Genomic DNA, 17,521 nt, shown 5'->3' with positions numbered 1-17,521 from the left:
TGCCTGGCTCCAGCCCGGCATCAGGGGTGTTCGTACAGCTGCAGGAGGCCGCCGGCGCAGAAGCACAGTGCGCCGGCGAGGGTGCCCCAGTTGGCGATGTCGGTGTTGATGAGGCTGCCGGTGGAGTGGCGGGTGTAGGCGGCGAGTGCCGAGACCATGAAGAGGACGGAGCCGAGCTGGTTCACGGCGACGATCCACCAGCCGAGGCTGCGCCGGTGGAAGCAGGGCCGGCCGTGGCAGACCTCGACGAGCGCCAGGTGGCCGGAGATCAGGAAGAGGACGCAGCCCACGATGTCCGGAGTCCAGATCAGCCTGTTGATCTGCTGGACGCTCAGACCCTGCAGGAAGGAGTCCACCAGGTTCACTCCGAAGACCAGGGTGCCGGTGAACAGCACGAACGTGCTCAGCCAGTCGAGTCGCGTCGGCTCGTAACTCCACCAGCGCCAGCGCTGGGTGACCAGTCGGGCTTCGCCGCCGGGGATGTGTCGCGGTGCGTTGACGACCTGAAGCAGCGAGAGGTAGCCGCCGGTGTTGAAGAACAGCCCGCCGGCGAAGTAGATCGAGGCGCAGGTGGTGGCGTCGCCGGAGCCGAACTGGGCGACGGCGGCACCGGCCATGAAGAGGACCCCGCCGATGATGAAGGCGGTGGAGGCGCTGGCGTTGAGCCTGCGCAGCCGAGTGGTGGCGACGTCGTCGGCGCTGGTGTGCCGGCTCGCGGCGGCCCCTGGTGGGTGGACCAGGAGCACACCGCGCCGTCGGGCGAGGCGTGATTCCCAGACCGCGCTGCCACCATCGGGGAGGTGCCAGGTCAACCGGGTGATGAAGGGTCCGGCGCCGTCGGCGCGCTGTTCGGGCTGCCTCACGGATCAACACTAGAGCTCTGTTCGGTCCCACAGCGCGCGGCACACCACGGGACGCGCCTGGGGTGAGCACGGAACGGGAGGCCCGGGCAAGGCGTCAGTCGACGAAGTCGGCGACCAGGGCGGCGAATTCGGCCGGGGTGGCCAGTCGGATCCCTAGGGTTTCGGCCTTGGTCCGCTTGCTTCCGGCGCCCTCGCCGGCGACGACGAGGGTGGTCTTCTTCGAGACGCTGGAGGAGGAGCGGCCGCCGGCGCGTTCGATGAGCTCGTTCGTCTGGTTGCGGGTGAGCTTTTCCAGTGGGCCGGTCATCGTGCCGGTGACCACGACCGTCATGCCGGCCAGCGGCCCGCCTGACGCGTCCGCGCTCCCGTCGCCGTCGCCGTCGCCGTCGTCGTCGGCATCGGTGTTCTCGGTCTGTCCGGCGACCGGTACGGGGGGAGTGGCACCGGGCTCGGTCATGTTCACCCCGGCCGCGGCGAGCTTGTCGATGAGCGGGGCGAGGTCGGCGAGTTCCGCGACGATCGAGGGAGCCTTCTCGGTGCCGATGCCCTCGACGTGCTGCAGGGCGTCGGCATCGGCGGCGCGGATGTGGTCCATGGTGGCGAAGTGGCGGGCGATACGGCGGGACATGGAGCGGCCGGTGCCGCGGACGCCGAGCGCGCACAGCACCCGCGACAGCGGTTGAGACTTGGCCGCGGCGATGGCGGTCAGCAGGTTGTCGGTGCTGGTCTCTCCCATCCGTTCCAGCGCGAGGAGCTGGTCGCGGGTGAGGGCGAACAGATCGGCAAGGTCGGTGACCAGGCCGGCGTCGACGAGCTGGACGATGCGGGTGGCGCCCAGGCCTTCGATGTCGAGCTGGTCGCGGCCGACGGCGTAGGAGAGGGCGGCCACCAGGTGACAGTTGCGGCCCTGTTCGCACCGCCAGCGTTCCTGGCCGGTGTCGATCGCCGATCCGCAGCGCGGGCACACGTCGGGGAAGACGATCGGCTGCTCGTCGCCGGTACGCAGGTGCGCGACCGGTGCCTCGATCCGGGGGATCACGTCGCCCGCCCGGTGGACCATGACGTGGTCGCCCACTCGAAGGTCGCGGCGGGTGATGTCGGCCGGGTTGTGCAGGGTCGCGTACGTGATGGTGGCGCCGTCGATCTCCACCGGTTCGAGTACGCCGCGGGGGGCGATGATGCCGGTGCGGCCCACGTTCCACTCCACCCCCACCAGGCGGGTGATCTTCTCCACGGCGGGGAGCTTGTAGGCGATCGCCCAGCGCGGCGCCCGGCTACCGGATCCGGCGGCCTGCTGGTCGGCGGCCAGATCGGCCTTGATGACGATGCCGTCGATGCCGAACGGCAACTCGGCGCGCAGTCCGGAGATCTCGCGCACACGGTCCAGCACGTCCTCCACGCTCGCGGCGACGATCCCGGGGACCGCGGTGCCGACAGTGGTGTGCACCCCCAACTGCGTGGCCAGGTACATGAGTTCGCTGTGCGCGAGCTCGTTCAGCCGTCCGGCGAGTGCGGGGTCGGTGTCGGTCAGCGGCAGGAGGGCGTAGCCGAAGAACGTCATCGGCACCGTGTAGGCGCGGTCCTTGGCGCGCAAGGTGCCGGCGGACGCGCCGCGCGGGTTGGCGAACGGAGGCCCGCCGTGCTGGGTGCGCACCTCGTTGGCGTGCTCGAACTGGGCGTTCGTCATGAGGACTTCGCCGCGTACCTCGACGGTGACCGCCTCGGACAGCCGAGCCGGCAGGCCCTCCAGGGTGCCGATGGCGTGCGAGACGTCCTCCCCGGCGATGCCGTCGCCGCGGGTGATCAGCCGGGTCAGCCGGCCCTGGACGTAACGGGCCGCGACCGCGAGACCGTCGAGCTTGGGCTCGACACTGAAACGTTCCGCCTCACCGCCGATCCGCCGGGCCAGCGAGGCCGCCCACGCCGTGAGCTCCTCGGGCGAGAACACATTGTCCAGGCTCAGCATCGCCACCGTGTGCGGCACATCGCCCACCACCGCCCCGCCCGCGACCTTCCCGGTCGGTGAGTCGGGCAGCACCTGGCCGGGATGAGCGGCCTCCCACGCGGCAATGCCCCGCACCAGCCGGTCGTAGGCATCGTCATCCAGCGGGGAGGAGCCGCCTGCGTAGTAGGCGGCCGCGGCCGTGACCGCGTCCTCGACCGCCTGCGCGTAGGCGGCGGCATCCACGATCTGCGCAACGGGTGTCGTCATGCCCGCCATCCTGCCTGCCACCACTGACAACGCCCTCGCAACTGCTCCTGATGACTCTCGCGCGCCGGTGAGCCGGTGGTCGCGACCATCCGGTCCGCCAGGCGGCCTAAGCCGATCAGCCGGAGCAGCCATCGACAGGGCACCCCCGTCGTCACGTGACCGTCCAACGATCACTGAACAACGTGGCAAGGCCGTTCGTATCTCCCATAGAGGGCCTCTCCCGGCAGACGCGGACAAGCCCGACGTCTCGTGAGTGGGCTCCGAAGGGGATGAGCCACATGGCAATCTCGGCACATACGAGCCGCGCAGCATTTCGTACGACCGCGGTGGCCTTTTCTGCCGCTCTCGTCCTGGCCGCCTGCTCCAGCGGGGGCGGCGGTCAGGCGAAGGGTTCGGCAAGCTCCGCCGCGAGCAAGGCCGGCTCAGGGACTCGGGTGACGGTCACGGAGACCGAGTACGCGCTGAAGCTGTCCCAGTCGTCCTTCACGCCCGGCACCTACACCTTCGTCAGCGACAACGCCGGCAAGCTCACGCATGCCCTGTCGATCGACGGTCCCGGTGTGCAGGACGCCAAGACCAAGAACATCCAGGGCGGCCAGCACGCGACGCTGACGGTGACGCTGAAGAAGGGCAAGTACGACCTGTACTGCCCGATCCCCGGCCACAAGCAGCTCGGGATGAATCAGCCCATCCAGGTCGGCTGAGCGGGCAGCGATCACTGTCGGCCACCCTCTGCGTACGCAGCCGAGGAGGTGCAGGCCGGGAGGGTCCTCAGCGCAGCAGGAGGCCGACAGCGACCTTCAGGCGGTCGACGTAGAACTCGCGTGATGCGGCCTGATGCTTGAGGCCGATCGAGGCGCTGATCATCGTCTGCGCGACGGCGGAGACCGCCTCTTGTTCCGACTCGAGGGCGATCGCGTCTGTGATCAGTTCCTCGAAACGCCGCGGCGTGGTCTCGACGATCTCTCCGAGAAGGCCGGGGTTGTCCTCGATGACCGCAGCGATGTCACGCGACAGCGGACCGACGTAGCGGCCCGCCCACTGGTCGAACGCCTCCACGAGGCGTTCCGGCAGAGGGCGGCCGGTGTCCGCCAGGACGCGTTCGACTGCTGTGATGTCCCGCTCCAGGGCCTGGGTGACCGCGGCACGGAACAGGGTCTCCTTCGAAGAGAAGAGGAAGTAGAGACCGGGCCGGGAGATGTCCGCCGCCCGCGCCACCTCCTCCATCGAGGTCTTCCGGTAACCGAATCGCGCGAAGGTGACCATGGCGGAGTCCAGAACCAGGGTCCGGCGGTCGGTATCGGCGCCTGTCGACGGCGGACGGTCGGCATCGGGACTGGTCATGGAGCGAGCATACGAGCGCCGTACTATACAAATCAAGTCTAGTTCGTATAGTCGATGTCATGGCCACTCACCAACTCATCACCACGCCCTTCACCGCCTCCAGCACCGCGGACGACGTACTGCGGGGCGTCGACCTCGCCGGCGTCCGCGCGATCGTGACGGGAGCCTCCTCCGGACTCGGGATCGAGACGGCTCGTGCGCTGACCGCCGCCGGGGCGGAAGCGACGCTCGCCGTCCGGAACACGACCGCGGGTGACGCCGTCGCCGAGATGATCGCCGGGTCGACGGGAGGGATCCGGCCCCGAGTCGTCCGGCTCGACCTTGCCGACAGGGCTTCCGTCAAGCGATTCGTCGACGCGTGGGACGGCCCGCTGCACCTGCTGATCAACAACGCCGGTGTGGTCACCGGCGGCCTCGAACGCACGCGTGAGGGCTGGGAGCTGCAGTTCGCGACGAATCACCTGGGGCACTTCGCGCTGGCCACCGGACTTCATGACGCCCTGACGCTGGGAGCGGCCGAGCGCGACGGAGCACGCATCGTCTCGGTCAGTTCGACGGCGCACATGCGTTCCGGCATCGACTTCGACGACCTTCACTTCGAGCGTCGCAGCTACGACCCGCAGATCGCCTACGCCCGGTCGAAGACGGCGAACTCCCTCTTCGCCGTCGAGGCGAGCTGCCTCTGGGCGTCCGACGGCATCGTCGCCAACGCGGTGAACCCCGGCGGTGTCGCGACCGGACTCCAGCGGAACTTCACGCCGGAACAGAAGGAGTCGCTCGACGCGGCCGAGGCCGCCGGAGTCTTCACGTACAAGACGGTCGAGCAGGGGGCCGCCACCAGCATCGTCGCGGCCGTCGCCCCGGAGTTCGCCCACACCGGAGGCCACTACCTCGACGGCGCACAAGAGGCCCACACCGTGCCGGACGACGCCGACCTCGCGCAGCACCCGCACGGCGTCAAGGAATGGGCGCTCGATCCCGCCACCGCCAGGCGGCTGTGGACTGTCTCGGCCGGCCTGCTTCGCACCTGATCTGTCGACACCGCAGCGTCCCGATCAGCGGTCAGGACGCTCCTGACGTCGTCTGTGACGGCTGGGTGGTGGAGCCCGGCGCGTTGGCCGGGGCCTGGGGCTGCTGGTGGCTGCGGGACGAGTGCTCGACGGCGTCGGACGCCAGCGAGGAGACGCTCGGCAGTACGTGGGCGTAGCCCGCTCCGAGCAGCAGAGCTGCGGCCGTCGCGGCGGTGGCGGTCCTGCGGGTTGTGGTGCCTACCCGCAGGAGCCCGCGTTCGCGCTGCCGCACCGGGTCGGGCTCGCGCTTGGGTTGGGACATGGGCCGGGCCTCCTTCGGGTGAAGTCGGTGCCGCGAAGCAGCCGTCCGGGCTCGCGGACGCCATGTTCGTCCGGGCTCGCGGACGCCATGTCTTAAGGGTGCGCCGCTCCGCGTCTGAAGGACGTCCGGGAAAGCTTCAGATGTGGCAAAGCCGGGCGACCGCGGCGGTGTCTGCCGCGCGCGCCCTGTCCTTGAGCCGATCCGGGGAGTCGTCGGCGTCGTCCTACGCTTGGTGCCGTGGAACAGGAAAGCGGCCCTCGGGCCGATCCCGACGCACTCACTGTGCTCATCGTCGAGGACGACCCCGGTCTCGCCGGGTCGCTGCTGCGCGGTCTGGACCGGGCTGGGTACCGGGCCAGCACCGTCGCCACCGCCCGGGGTGCACTCACCCACACGCCGTCGCCCGACGTGGTCCTGCTCGACCTCGGCCTGCCGGACATGGACGGCATCGAGGTCTGCCGCCTGCTGCGGCGCCGCTCGGACATGGCGATCATCGTGGTGACCGCACGCGGCGAGGAGGGCGACCGGGTCGCGGCCCTGGACGAAGGCGCCGACGACTATCTCGTCAAGCCCTTCGGGCTGGCGGAGCTGCTGGCGCGGATCAGGGCCGTGTTGCGGCGTACCCGCCCGTCCGGGCCGGAACTGCTGACCCACGGCCCGCTCGTCGTCGACCCGCGCACCCGCAAGGTGACGGTCGACGGGGAGGACGTCGCGCTGACCCCCAAGGAGTTCGACATCCTCCAGTGCCTCGCCGCCGATCCCGGCCGGGTCGTCACGCGCCAGGAGATCCTGGAGCGTGCCTGGGACGCGCATTGGTACGGGCCCACGAAGGTGCTGGACGTCCATATGGCCGCGTTGCGCCGCAAGCTGGGCGTGCCCGGACTGGTCGAGACGGTCTACGGGCGGGGTTTCCGTCTCGGCGACGGGGGCCGAGTGCGGTGACCCGCCGTATCGCGCTCAGCGTTCTCGCCCTGATCACGGCGATTCTGGTGCTCGCGGTGGTGCCGCTCGGGCTGCTCATGACGGAGCGGGAGCAGACCTCGTTCCGGGACCAGGCGGCCGCCAAGACCAGGTCGATCGCCTCCGCCGCCGAGGAGCACCTGTCGGACCGCAAGTCCGACGCGGCGGCGCGCGCCCTGCTCGAAGAGGCCCACGAGAGGGGCGACTGCGCGACCGTCTACGACAGCTCCGGCCATGTGCTGCTGTCGACTCCGTGCTCCGAAGTGGCCGAGGACGACTCCGCGGGGCTCGTCTCCTCCGAACTCGCCCACCCCGACACCCGGGTACTCCAGGACGATCAGTGGCTGACGACCGCCGTGCCGATCGGTGACGCCTCGGATCCCGTCGGAGTCGCCGTCCTGAGCCGGCCCGCGGATCCGCTGCACGACCGGATCCTGGCGATGTGGGGCTGGGTCGCGTTGATCGGCGTCGGCGGCCTCGGTACGGCCGTACTGATGTCCGTGCTGCTGGCCCGCTGGGTCGGCCGTCCGCTGCGGGTGCTGGACAAGGCGGCACAGCAGCTGGGGGAGGGGGCGCTCGACGCGCGGGCACCGGGTGAGGGAGGACCCCAGGAGGTGCGCCGCCTCGCGGCGACGTTCAACACGATGGCCGCGCGCACCGAGGCCCTGGTGCACGGTCACCGTGCCGTGGTCGCGGATGTCTCGCACCAGCTGCGCACGCCGCTCGCGGCGCTCAGACTGCGGCTCGACCTGCTCGCCGCGGATGCCGAAGGGGACACCGCGACGGAACTGGCCGACGCGCAGGGCGAGATCTCCCGGCTGTCCCGGCTGGTGGACGGCATGCTGGCGGTGGCGCGCGCCGAGCACGCGGTGCCGCGGCCGGTGCCGGTGCGGGTGGACCGCCTGGTGGCCGAACGGGTCGCGGCCTGGGAGCCCGTCGCCGACGCGGGCCGGGTCCGGCTCGCCGCCGACTGCCGGCCCGGGCTCTCGGCGTTCCTCGGCGAGGGCGATCTGGAGCAGGTGCTCGACAACCTGGTCGCCAACGCTCTGGACGCGGTTCAGGAGGGCGGCCGGGTCCTGATCACCGGCAGTCGGCAGGGCGGGACGGTTCAGCTGCGGGTCGTCGACAACGGTCCCGGGATGACGCGGGCCGCGCGGGAGAGCGCGTTCCGCAGATTCGGCAACCACGAGGCGACCGGCACCGGGCTGGGCCTGGCCATTGTCCACCGGCTGGTCACCGCCAACGGCGGCACCGCCGAATTGCTCGATTCGCCCGGTGGCGGGCTGACCGTCGCGCTGTCCCTCCCCGAGCCCCGACGGGGGCGTGACCGCGGAAGCGGCCGGTCCCAGCGCAGCGGCACGGCGACGAGCGACACCTGAATCCTTCGGGGGCGTGCAAAGGCGTGCCGGATCGTGCCGGGCGGTGCGGGTCGTGCCGGGCCGGCCCTTGATCCGTTCCCTCGTCCCCGGAACGCCCGTCGGCTCGCCCGGGACAGCTCGTGACACCTCGTGCCGCGGCCCTGACCTGCGTGTCTGCGGATCTTTGCGGGTTCTGAAGGATTCCTGAACCGGTTCCCGACGTCCGCTTGCGCAGTCTGGAGGGCGGATACCCACAGGTGTGGCCGCCGGAAGCGGAGCGCTTTCCGACGGCTCACCGACGGCCGAGGAGGAACCATGTCCCACCCCGACCACCCCACGCGGGCCGGTGCCGTGCGGCGCCGGGAGCGCGGCCTGAGCCGGGTAGGAAGCACAACCCGCTGGGTGGCCGTCGCGGCCGCGGCCGGTTCCGTGGCGCTCGCCACCGGATACGCCCAGGCACTGCCCGGAAAGTCCGCTCCGGCGTCCGGGCACGCTTCCCGGCCGTCGACGCCCGCGTCCGGCACGCCCAAACCTGCGTCGAGTACGCCCACCGCGTCGCGGCCCGGGGCGCACACGGCTGCCCCGTCCGGGACCCCCCGGCCCTCACGCACGACGCCGCACGCGACCGCGCCGAAGCGGCCGGCGACGACACATTCTGCAAACCCCGCACCCACCACCAAGAGCCCCACACCGACCCCGAAGGCCTCTCACACCACGTCGGGTGCGTCATGACCGCCGCCACGCAACCGGCGTCGGTCTCCTTCCGTGCGCTGGGCACGACCGCCTCGCTGCTCGTCACCGACCCGGGCGCGCTGGACGAGGCACGGCGTGTCCTCGACGCGGAACTGGCCGCGATCGACGAGGCGTGCAGTCGCTTCCGGCCCGACTCGGAGCTGTCGCGTGTCAACGCCGCGGCGGGCGCCGTCCGCCAGGTCGGCGCGCTGTTCGCCGAGGCGCTGGACGTCGCGCTGCACGCGGCCGAGACGACCGGGGGCGTCGTGGACCCCACGGTCGGAAGCGCCGTGAGTGCGCTCGGCTACGACGTGACGTTCGCCGCGCTGCGACCGCAGGATGTGAGCCCCGTCCGCGTGGCCGGACCGTCCGCGGGCTGGCGGGCGGTGGAATGGGACCGCGCCGCCCGGCGGCTGCGGCTGCCCGCGGGCATCTCGCTCGACTTCGGGGCGACCGCCAAGGCCCTCGCCGCGGACAGGGCTTCCCGCCGCGCGGCCGAGGCCACCGGCTGCGGTGTCCTGGTCAACCTCGGCGGAGACCTCTCCGTCGCGGGCCAGGCGCCGGCGGGCGGTTGGCGGATCGCCCTCGCCGACGACCATGCGGCCCCCGACACCGAGGACCGGCCCACGGTGAGCGTCACCGGGGGCGGACTCGCCACTTCCGGCACCACCGTGCGCACCTGGCGCCGCGGAGGACGCCAACTGCACCACATCGTCGATCCGGCGACCGGCGACATTCCCGCCCCGGTCTGGCGCACCGTCAGCGTCGCCGCCGGCAGTTGCGTGGCGGCCAACACCGCCAGCACCGAGGCCGTGGTCCTCGGTGAACGTGCCCTTGCCCGGCTGCGCGGGGCGGGACTGCCCGCGCGTCTGGTCCGCGTGGACGGAAGCGTCGAGCGGGTGTGCGGCTGGCCCGAGGACGCCGTGGGAGGTACCCGGTGACCGGACTCGCGACGCTGGCCGCCGCCGGCCCCAGCCCTCTGTGGTACGCCACCCGGGCGGGCGGCACCGTCGCCCTGGTGCTGCTCACCGCCACCGTCGCGCTCGGTGTCGCCGTGGGCGGCCGGTACGCGCCGCAGCGGATCGCCCGCTTCGAGGTGAGCGCGCTGCATCGCAACCTTTCGGTGCTGACCCTGGTCTTCCTGGCCCTGCACATCGTCACCGCGATCCTCGACACCTTCGTCCATCTGGGCTGGCTGGTGACGGTGGTGCCGTTCACCTCCGCGTACCGGCCGCTGTGGGTGGGGCTCGGCACGGTCGCGTTCGACCTGCTGCTCGCGGTCGCTCTCACCAGCGCGGTGCGGCTGCGCATGGGGCAGCGCCGCTGGAAGGCCGTGCACTGGCTGGCCTACGGTGCCTGGCCGGTGGCGATCTTCCACGCCGCCGGGACCGGCACAGACACCCGGCTCCCCCAGCAGCTCGCCCTGTACGCCGGGTGCCTCGCCCTCGTGGTGGGCGCCGTCTGGTGGCGGCTGTACCGGGCGGGTCCGGGCCGGGTCGCGGCACGGCTGTGGGCGGGGGTCACCGCGGCGGCGGTGCCGGTGGTGCTGGCCGCGTTCATGAACTCCGGCCCGCTGCAGCCGGGTTGGGCACACCGCGCGGGAGACCCCGCGCCCGCGCCCACGGTCGCCGTACACCCGGCGCCCGTGCCGGCCGACGACGGGGAAGGCTCCGAATGACAGACGCAATGACAGACGCGATGACCGACGCACGGACCGCCCTGCCGGTCGGCGACGGGAGCGACGGCAGGCTGGGCCCGTACGGCTCGAGGCTGCTGCACGGGTGGTACGCCACCGGCGGCGCGGCCGGACTGGACGAGCACCTTGGCCGGTACGGCCCGACTCCCCTGCCCGGTAACCCCGACGCGGCCGACCGGCTGGTGCGTGCGGTGGAGGACGCCGGGCTGACCGGCAAGGGCGGCGCCGCCTTCCCCACCGGCCGCAAGCTGCGCACCGTCGCCGCAGGCAAGGGCACCGCCGTGGTGGTCGCCAACGGCATGGAGAGCGAACCGGCCAGCAGCAAGGACGAGACCCTGCTGGATCTCGCCCCCCACCTGGTACTGGACGGTGTCGCACTCGCCGCCGCCGTGGTCGGCGCCGACGTGGCGCACCTGTGCCTGCCACGCACCAGGCACGACCAGGCACGCGCGCTGCGCGAAGCCGTAGAGGAACGCCAGAGGCTGGGCCTCGACCCGGTGCCGGTCCTGGTGCAGGAACTGCCCCACCACTATGTCTCCAGCGAGGAGACGTCCCTGGTGCGCTGGCTCAACGGCGGCGACGCCCGCCCCCTGGCCACCCCGCCACGCCCCTTCGAGAAGGGAGTCGGCCGCCGCCCCACTCTGATCGACAACGTGGAGACCCTCGCCCACCTCGCCCTGATCGCCCGCTACGGCCCCGACTGGTTCCGGGGCGCCGGACGCCCCGACGCCCCGGGCACCACCCTCGTGACCCTCTCCGGCGCGCTGCATACCCCGGGTGTGTACGAAGTGCCGATGGGCCTGCCGCTCGGCGAGGTGCTGGACGTCGCCGGCGGAGCCACCCAACCGCTCGGATCCGTTCTGCTGGGTGGCTTCTTCGGCAGCTGGCTGCCGGCCCAGCAGGCGCTGCGCGTTCCCTTCGCCAAGTCGGACCTGGCGTCGCTCGGCGCGGGACCCGGTGCCGGGGTGCTCGTGGCGCTGCCCGCCCACGTCTGCGGACTCGCCGAGGCGGCCCGGGTCCTCGGCTACCTCGCGGCACAGAGCGCACGGCAGTGCGGACCGTGCCAATTCGGGCTGCCGGCCGCCGCGGCGGACTTCGCGGAACTCGCGCACGGCCGTTGCAGCCCCGGCCGGCTGCAGCGGCTGGAGAGCCGGGTGGGGCTGCTCGCCGGGCGCGGCGCCTGCCGGCATCCCGACGGCGCGTCACGATTCGCCGCGACCGCCTTGCGGGTCTTCGCCGACGACGTACGGCATCACCTGATCCACGGGCCCTGCGCAGCGGCCGGATACGAACCTGTACTGCCGCTTCCACCTGCACCGGCACCGGACGACCGGGACTGGAGGTGATCGACATGACCGCCGCATCCAATTCCGGGGCGCGCACTCTCGGGATCGACCGCATCGCCTGCGACGGCTACGGCCTGTGTGCCGAACTCCTGCCGGAACTGGTCGAGTTGGACGAGTGGGGCTATCCGATCGTGGGATCGGCCCCGCTGACGGGCGAAGCCCTGGCGCACGCGCGGCGCGCGGTGGCGGCCTGCCCGGCACTGGCCCTGCGCCTGGACCGGGCACCTTCCGGCACACGCACCGGTTCGTGACCGTCCCCACCGCGCCACCGCTTCGTCCACCGCTGCCGCGTGACCCCGCGGAGTGGCGCTTTTCACAGGGGACTCTCACTGTCGGCGGAATCTCCGTGTGATGCCACCACTGCAACGCTGGATTCAGAGGACATTCAGAGGTTGACCACAGAACCGACTCAAACGACACACCAAAAGGGGCAACTCCCGGCATTTCCATGGTGTTTGGCTTCTTGAAGACCCGGATCGGCCGTCAGGATTCGTGTAGCGTCTGCCGCCAGCAAGCGCACCGCCTGTGCGGGATCGGGGGCATTGGTGTCACCCCCGCGCGAACGCACTCCTGGTGCGGCGGCTCCGACCGGCCTGCCCGCCCTGTGTGTTCCGCGGGCATGTCGATGCGAGGAGCTCACAACATGCTGAGGGACAAGGTGCCCACCGGGTGCAGTCCTGTCACCGCCCGATATGCCAGGTGGCTGGTCGTGGTCGTGACAGTGCTCGGCCTCACCGCCCTCCTGGCGCCCGAGGCCGTGGCCGCCGCGCCACCGATACCGGGATCACCACTGGACGCGTACCGCGAGCACGTGCCGTACGACGTCGGTTCCCACAAGATCGCACGGCTGGCCGCGCTCATCGCCTACGTGCTGATGGTCTCGACCGTCGTCCTCGGGGTGATGCTCAGGCTGCGGTTCATGCAGCGCGCCGTCAACAGAGCCACGTTCTACGGCGCCCACATGACGCTGGCGCTCTCGGCGATGATCTTCGGCGGCATCCACGGCCTGACCTTCCTCTACCAGCCGATCTGGCGGATCGGCTGGGCGCAGCTGACCCTGCCCTTCGAGGGCGGCGTCCAGCGAATACCGGTGGGCATGGGCATTCTCGGGACGGAACTGGCGATCGCCGTGGCCTGCTCGGTGTGGCTGCAGAACCGCCTCGGCTACCACCGCTGGCTGCGGGTGCACCAGTTCGCCTACGTGTCCTTCGCCCTGATCTGGCTGCATGTTTTCCTGGTCCACCCGGAACCGCGCCATCTGAACCTGGTCGCGGTCGGCGTGGCGTCGGGTGCCGGCACGGTCCTGGTGGCTTTCCTCATCCGCATCTTCCCCTCGCGCTCCAGGCTGCGCCAGCGGGCCTTCCCGAGTGAGGCCGGAGCCGCCAGGTGAACCCCTCTCATGCCGGGCAGCCGGCGGAACACTTCCCACCCAGGGCCCAGGAACACGGTCATGGGGTCGTACCGTTCATTCCCCATCAGGCACAGTCGGGCGTCGTGTACCCGGCGGTGGTGCCGAGCCCGCGGCAGGCTCCGGCCGAGCTCCCGGCCGTACCGGCGATTCCTGCCGAGTCGTTCGATCTGCCGCGTCCCGTACTGGTCCCGGAGGACGAGCCCGTCCGGATCAGCGTGGACAACAACCGCTGCCACATCTACGGGATCTGCCAGCAGGAGGCGCCCGAGGTCTTCCGGATCTCCGAGGGCGGTTCGCTGCACTACACCCGCGCCGTGCCGGCCCAGTTCGCGGCCAAGGCGCGTCAGGCCGCGCGGTGCTGCCCCATGCAGGCGGTCAAGATCGAGGGAGGGCGCACGCGCGCCCCAGGGACCGCCGGCGAGCGGCTTCCGGGACGTCCGCTGCGCAGCGGGGCGTCGGCGCGGGCGAGTCGCAGGCGCATCGTCGTCGCGGGCGCGGGACTGGCCGGCCTCAGCGCGGCGAGCCGGCTCAGGGAACGCGGCTTCGACGGGGAGATCGTCATGGTGGGCGAGGAGGCGCACCGCCCCTACAGCCGCCCGCCCCTGTCCAAGCAGTTCCTCTCCGGTGAACTGGCGGCGGAGCAGCTGGCGTTCAGGGCGGAGGAGGATCTGGACGCCCACTGGCTGCTGGAGACCGGCCTGGTCGGCCTCGACCTCTACGGATCGACCGTGCATCTGCGGGGCGGCGAGCGCCTCCCCTTCGAAGGGCTGGTGGTGGCCACCGGGGTGGACGCCAAGCGGCTTCCCGAGGCGCCGCTGTTCAGCGACCGCATCCGCACGATCCGCACCCTGGGGGACGCGGCCGCCGTCCGGCGGGCGATGGATGCCGTGCAGGCCCGCCACGTGGTGATCCTGGGCGGCGGATTCGTCGGCTGCGAACTGGCCTGCACACTCCGCGACCGCGGCCTGGACGTCACCCTCGTCGTGCACAGCGCGCCACTGCTGCGCAGAGTCCTCGGCGAGCGGGTCGGCACCGTGGTCGCCGACATCCAGGGCCGGGCAGGCGTCGACGTACGGCTCGGCACCAAGATCACCGACTGGCAGGACCACGGCGACATCATCAGGCTGCGCCTGGACGACGGCGATCTGATCGACGCGGACTTCGTCGTCCTCGGCCTGGGCAGCGAACCGCGCACGGAATGGCTGCGCGACAGCGGACTGGACGTCTCCGACGGTGTGCTGTGCGCCCCCACCTGCCACGCGATCGACCACTGGGGCCGGCCGACTCCGCATGTCGTCGCCGCGGGCGACGTGGCCCGCTGGCCCAACCTGCGCTTCGACGCCGAGCCGCGCCGCACCGAGCACCTCATCCACGCCGTGGAGATGGGCCAGCATGCCGCGGACGCGCTGCTGCGCGGTCCGGAGCGCGCAGCCCGCTTCGCGCCGGTCCCGCGCTTCTGGTCCGAGCAGCACGGCACCCGTATCCAAGCCGTGGGCATCCCCTCTCTCGGAACCGACGTGGAGATCACCGAGGGATCGCTGCGCGCCGAACGCTTCGTCGCCCGCTACACCCGCGACACGCCCCACGGCCCGCAGATCGTGGCAGCCGTCGCTTTCGACATGCCCCTGGAACTCCTCGACTACCGCGACCAGATCGGCCGCTCCCGTCCGCGCTCGCGGGCCTTGAACAGAAGGAGCCGACGATGAGCCGAGCCGGACGTTCTCGCAGCCGCCGCGCAGGCAGCCCGCCATCGGGTGGGCTGCTCCGCTGGTTCCTGAGCCTGCCCGCCCGCCTGCATCTGCGCTGGCTGGTGATCATCGTCGTGACCGCGGCGGTCATGGGCGCGTACGCCAGAGTCCTGGTCACCGCCGCGCCGATGCCACCGAGCAAGGCGCCGACCGCCCCCGCGGCCGCCGGGGAACACTCCGGCGCGGGCACCCCGAAGCCGACGAGGACGGGCCGGGACCACACCAGGCGGTGAGCCGTGTGCCGCGCCTCATCAAGCCGACGTCCGAAGCCCTGCCGGCCGCTCAGGTGGCCCGGCAGGGCCGGGAACAGGCCCAGCCCCCTCTGCCGCGGCCCTGGGCAGACGGAGGATCATCCGCGTTCCGCCACCCGGCCCGGGTGCCGCGGTGGCCGTGCCGCCGTGGGCGGTGACCAGTTCCCTGACCACGGCGAGGCCGATGCCGCTGCCGCCTCCCGATCGAGCGCGGGCGCCACGCCACAAGCGGTCGAAGACGTGCGGCAGTTCGTCGGAGGGGATGCCGGGACCGGTGTCGGCCACTTCTACGAGGGCTTCGGTGGGCGTGGCTGACGTGGTGACGGTGACGGTGTCGCCGGGGCGGCAGTGGCGGGCGGTGTTGCTCAGCAGGTTGCCGAGGGCCTGGTGCAGCCGGTCCGCGTCCGCGCGGACCGGCAACGGAGTGGGACCCGGGAGGGTGTGCACGGTCAGCCCCGCGGTGCGCAGCTCGGCTCCACGTTCGGCCACGGCGGCGACGGCCAGCGCGGTCAGATCGACCTCGGTCAGGTGCAGGGACAGCCGCGCCGACTCGGCCTCCGCCAGTTCCCCGAGGTCGCCGACGATGCGGCCCAGCCGCAGCGTCTGGTCGTGCAGGATGCCCAAGCGCTCGGCCGACGGCTCGGCATAGCCGTCGCGCAGCTCCTCGAGCCCGGCCTGCAACGAGGCCAGAGGCGTGCGCAGCTCGTGGGCGACGTCCGCGGCGAGCCGGTGGCGGGCCTGCTCGACCCGGCCGACGTCGTCGGCCATGGCGTCGAAGGCGCGGGCGAGGTCGCCCAGTTCGCCGGGCGCGTCGATCCGGGCACGCGCGGTGCGGTCGCCCGCGGCCAGCGCACGGGCCGAGGCAGCGACGCGGATCACGGGAGCGGTCAGGCGCCGCGTGACGAACCAGCTCACGGCCAGCGCCAGAGCCAGCGCACCGACGGCGGCCGCGGCCACCCAGCCCCAGGCGACGGACAGACCCGCGGACCCGGAGCCGGACGGGAAGACCAGGCGCACTGAGCCGACCGTGCTGCCGCCGACCACGACGGGGGCGCTCGCGCCGGGTCCCGAGCCGGTCATCTGCCCGTGATGCCCGTGCCCCGGGCCGGGCATGCCGTCCTCCGGCCCGGAACCGGATCCGCCGGAGACCACCTCGTCGTCCGCGTTGCGCACCGTGAGCACCGCCCCTGCTCCGGCGGCGATCGAACGGGCCGCCGACAGGTCGGCCGACGGCCATCCGTCCACGGCCCGGTAGGCGTCGGCGGCGGTCGCAGCCACCCGGGACGCGACGCGCTGACGGTCCGCCTGGTGGGCACTGCTCAGCCCGAGGCCGGCGCCGACGAGCGCCGCGACCGTCAACAGGGCCACGGACGCGAGGGCGACCACGGCGAACGCGGCGAACAGCCGTCGCCCGAGCGGCCCGAGGCCCCCGGACGGCCGCACGCCGGAGCGCGCCGAACCGAGCTCACGGATCACGGGCCCACCCCAGCCGGTACCCCACACCCAGCACCGTCTCGACCAGCTCGGAACCGACGTCCCCGAGCTTGTGCCGCAGGTTCTTCACGTGCGAGTCGATCGTCCGCTCGTACCCGGTGAACTCGTAGCCGCGCAACCGGTTGACCAGCTCGTAGCGCGAGTACACCCGGCCCGGCACCGAAGCGAGGGTGGTCAGCAGCCCCCATTCGGTGGGCGTCAGCTCCAGCGGTGTCCCGTCCAGCACGGCCTCGTGCCGGGCCTCGTCGATCCGCAGCCGGTTTCGGCCGTACGACAGGATCGGCGCCGCACCCGCCGCCGTACCCCCGGTTCGCTGCAGCACCGCGCCCACCCTGAGCACCACTTCGGTGGGGCTGAAGGGCTTGGTCACGTAGTCGTCGGCACCCAGCCGCAGCCCGTGGATGCGATCCTCGACGGTCGTACGCGCGGTCAGCACCAGCACCGGCATCCGCCCTCGCGCACGGGCCTCTCGCAGCACCTCCTCGCCGTCCACGTCCGGCAGTCCGAGGTCGAGCAGCGCCAGATCGACATCGCCCTCACCCAGCAGCCGCACGGCCTCGGCGCCCGAGCCGGTCGTGAGCACGCCGTATCCGGCGCGCTCCAGATAGCGGCGCAGCAGCTCGCGGATCTCCTTCTCGTCCTCGACGACGAGCACGGTGGCGGCCATGTCCCACATCTACCCGCCCCGCCTGCCTCCCGGCAGGGCCGAACAGTCCCGATGCGCCGGTCGGTTGGTCTCCATGCCGTCTCCACACGCGCCGCACAGCGACTGCA

The 17,521-nt window shown here is 72.1% G+C and carries 17 protein-coding genes; 11 read left to right on the top strand and 6 right to left on the bottom strand.

Features of this window, described 5'->3' with window-relative positions:
- Nucleotides 1–20: 20 nt before the first annotated feature.
- Both ACIBN2_RS37585 and ligA read right to left on the bottom strand, forming a co-directional pair.
- The gene (locus ACIBN2_RS37585) at nt 21–863 is read right to left on the bottom strand and encodes a hypothetical protein (RefSeq protein WP_399141374.1); all 843 of its coding nucleotides are present in this window, start codon (nt 861–863) and stop codon (nt 21–23) included.
- Nucleotides 864–957: 94 nt separating this feature from the next.
- A complete protein-coding gene (gene ligA / locus ACIBN2_RS37580) occupies nt 958–3,075 on the bottom strand; it encodes an NAD-dependent DNA ligase LigA (protein ID WP_399141372.1) in 2,118 nt (705 codons plus the stop codon).
- A 434-nt stretch (nt 3,076–3,509) separates the two neighbouring features.
- Between ligA and ACIBN2_RS37575 the strand changes: the two genes are divergently transcribed.
- Nucleotides 3,510–3,779, top strand: coding sequence for a plastocyanin/azurin family copper-binding protein (locus ACIBN2_RS37575; protein ID WP_399141370.1), 270 nt, complete (start codon nt 3,510–3,512; stop codon nt 3,777–3,779).
- Nucleotides 3,780–3,846: 67 nt separating this feature from the next.
- On the opposite strand, the gene ACIBN2_RS37570 is transcribed toward ACIBN2_RS37575, so the two are convergent.
- The gene (locus tag ACIBN2_RS37570) at nt 3,847–4,419 is read right to left on the bottom strand and encodes a TetR/AcrR family transcriptional regulator (RefSeq protein ID WP_399141368.1); all 573 of its coding nucleotides are present in this window, start codon (nt 4,417–4,419) and stop codon (nt 3,847–3,849) included.
- A 59-nt stretch (nt 4,420–4,478) separates the two neighbouring features.
- On the opposite strand from ACIBN2_RS37570, the gene ACIBN2_RS37565 reads away from it, so the two are divergent.
- A complete protein-coding gene (locus ACIBN2_RS37565; protein ID WP_399141366.1) occupies nt 4,479–5,450 on the top strand; it encodes an SDR family NAD(P)-dependent oxidoreductase in 972 nt (323 codons plus the stop codon).
- A 31-nt stretch (nt 5,451–5,481) separates the two neighbouring features.
- On the opposite strand, the gene ACIBN2_RS37560 is transcribed toward ACIBN2_RS37565, so the two are convergent.
- Nucleotides 5,482–5,751, bottom strand: coding sequence for a hypothetical protein (locus ACIBN2_RS37560; RefSeq protein WP_399141364.1), 270 nt, complete (start codon nt 5,749–5,751; stop codon nt 5,482–5,484).
- 237 nt (nt 5,752–5,988) lie between these two features.
- On the opposite strand from ACIBN2_RS37560, the gene ACIBN2_RS37555 reads away from it, so the two are divergent.
- The 9 genes from ACIBN2_RS37555 (at nt 5,989) to ACIBN2_RS37515 (ending at nt 15,235) form a co-directional block, all read left to right on the top strand.
- Nucleotides 5,989–6,693, top strand: a complete 705-nt coding sequence (locus ACIBN2_RS37555; protein ID WP_399141363.1) for a response regulator transcription factor — start codon at nt 5,989–5,991, stop codon at nt 6,691–6,693.
- Entirely contained in the window at nt 6,690–8,090 is a 1,401-nt protein-coding gene (locus ACIBN2_RS37550; protein ID WP_399141361.1) for a sensor histidine kinase, read from the top strand. Before ACIBN2_RS37555 ends, ACIBN2_RS37550 begins: the two co-directional genes overlap by 4 nt.
- Before the next feature lie 707 nt (nt 8,091–8,797).
- Nucleotides 8,798–9,742 (top strand): FAD:protein FMN transferase, encoded by a 945-nt coding sequence (locus ACIBN2_RS37545; RefSeq protein ID WP_399141359.1) that lies wholly within the window; start codon nt 8,798–8,800, stop codon nt 9,740–9,742.
- A complete protein-coding gene (locus ACIBN2_RS37540) occupies nt 9,739–10,479 on the top strand; it encodes a ferric reductase-like transmembrane domain-containing protein (RefSeq protein ID WP_399141358.1) in 741 nt (246 codons plus the stop codon). The genes ACIBN2_RS37545 and ACIBN2_RS37540 overlap by 4 nt, the downstream gene beginning before the upstream one ends.
- A gap of 20 nt (nt 10,480–10,499) precedes the next feature.
- A complete protein-coding gene (locus ACIBN2_RS37535; RefSeq protein ID WP_399141356.1) occupies nt 10,500–11,843 on the top strand; it encodes an NADH-ubiquinone oxidoreductase-F iron-sulfur binding region domain-containing protein in 1,344 nt (447 codons plus the stop codon).
- Nucleotides 11,844–11,848: 5 nt separating this feature from the next.
- Nucleotides 11,849–12,094, top strand: a complete 246-nt coding sequence (locus tag ACIBN2_RS37530; protein ID WP_399141355.1) for a ferredoxin — start codon at nt 11,849–11,851, stop codon at nt 12,092–12,094.
- Nucleotides 12,095–12,486: 392 nt separating this feature from the next.
- Nucleotides 12,487–13,233, top strand: coding sequence for a ferric reductase-like transmembrane domain-containing protein (locus tag ACIBN2_RS37525; protein ID WP_399141353.1), 747 nt, complete (start codon nt 12,487–12,489; stop codon nt 13,231–13,233).
- A 104-nt stretch (nt 13,234–13,337) separates the two neighbouring features.
- Nucleotides 13,338–14,960, top strand: a complete 1,623-nt coding sequence (locus ACIBN2_RS37520) for an FAD-dependent oxidoreductase (protein ID WP_399141352.1) — start codon at nt 13,338–13,340, stop codon at nt 14,958–14,960.
- Nucleotides 14,957–15,235 (top strand): hypothetical protein, encoded by a 279-nt coding sequence (locus ACIBN2_RS37515; RefSeq protein ID WP_399141351.1) that lies wholly within the window; start codon nt 14,957–14,959, stop codon nt 15,233–15,235. Before ACIBN2_RS37520 ends, ACIBN2_RS37515 begins: the two co-directional genes overlap by 4 nt.
- An 18-nt stretch (nt 15,236–15,253) precedes the next feature.
- Here ACIBN2_RS37515 and ACIBN2_RS37510 read toward each other — a convergent pair whose 3' ends face one another.
- The gene (locus ACIBN2_RS37510) at nt 15,254–16,729 is read right to left on the bottom strand and encodes an ATP-binding protein (RefSeq protein WP_399141349.1); all 1,476 of its coding nucleotides are present in this window, start codon (nt 16,727–16,729) and stop codon (nt 15,254–15,256) included.
- Nucleotides 16,719–17,414 (bottom strand): response regulator transcription factor, encoded by a 696-nt coding sequence (locus ACIBN2_RS37505; RefSeq protein WP_399141347.1) that lies wholly within the window; start codon nt 17,412–17,414, stop codon nt 16,719–16,721. Before ACIBN2_RS37505 ends, ACIBN2_RS37510 begins: the two co-directional genes overlap by 11 nt.
- Nucleotides 17,415–17,521 lie beyond the last annotated feature (107 nt).

The organism is Streptomyces sp. NPDC050534 (genome assembly GCF_044457745.1).
Classification (GTDB): Bacteria; Actinomycetota; Actinomycetes; order Streptomycetales; family Streptomycetaceae; genus Streptomyces.
Note: the sequence above shows the minus strand (reverse complement) of the source record. Positions and strands in the feature narration are given on the sequence as shown.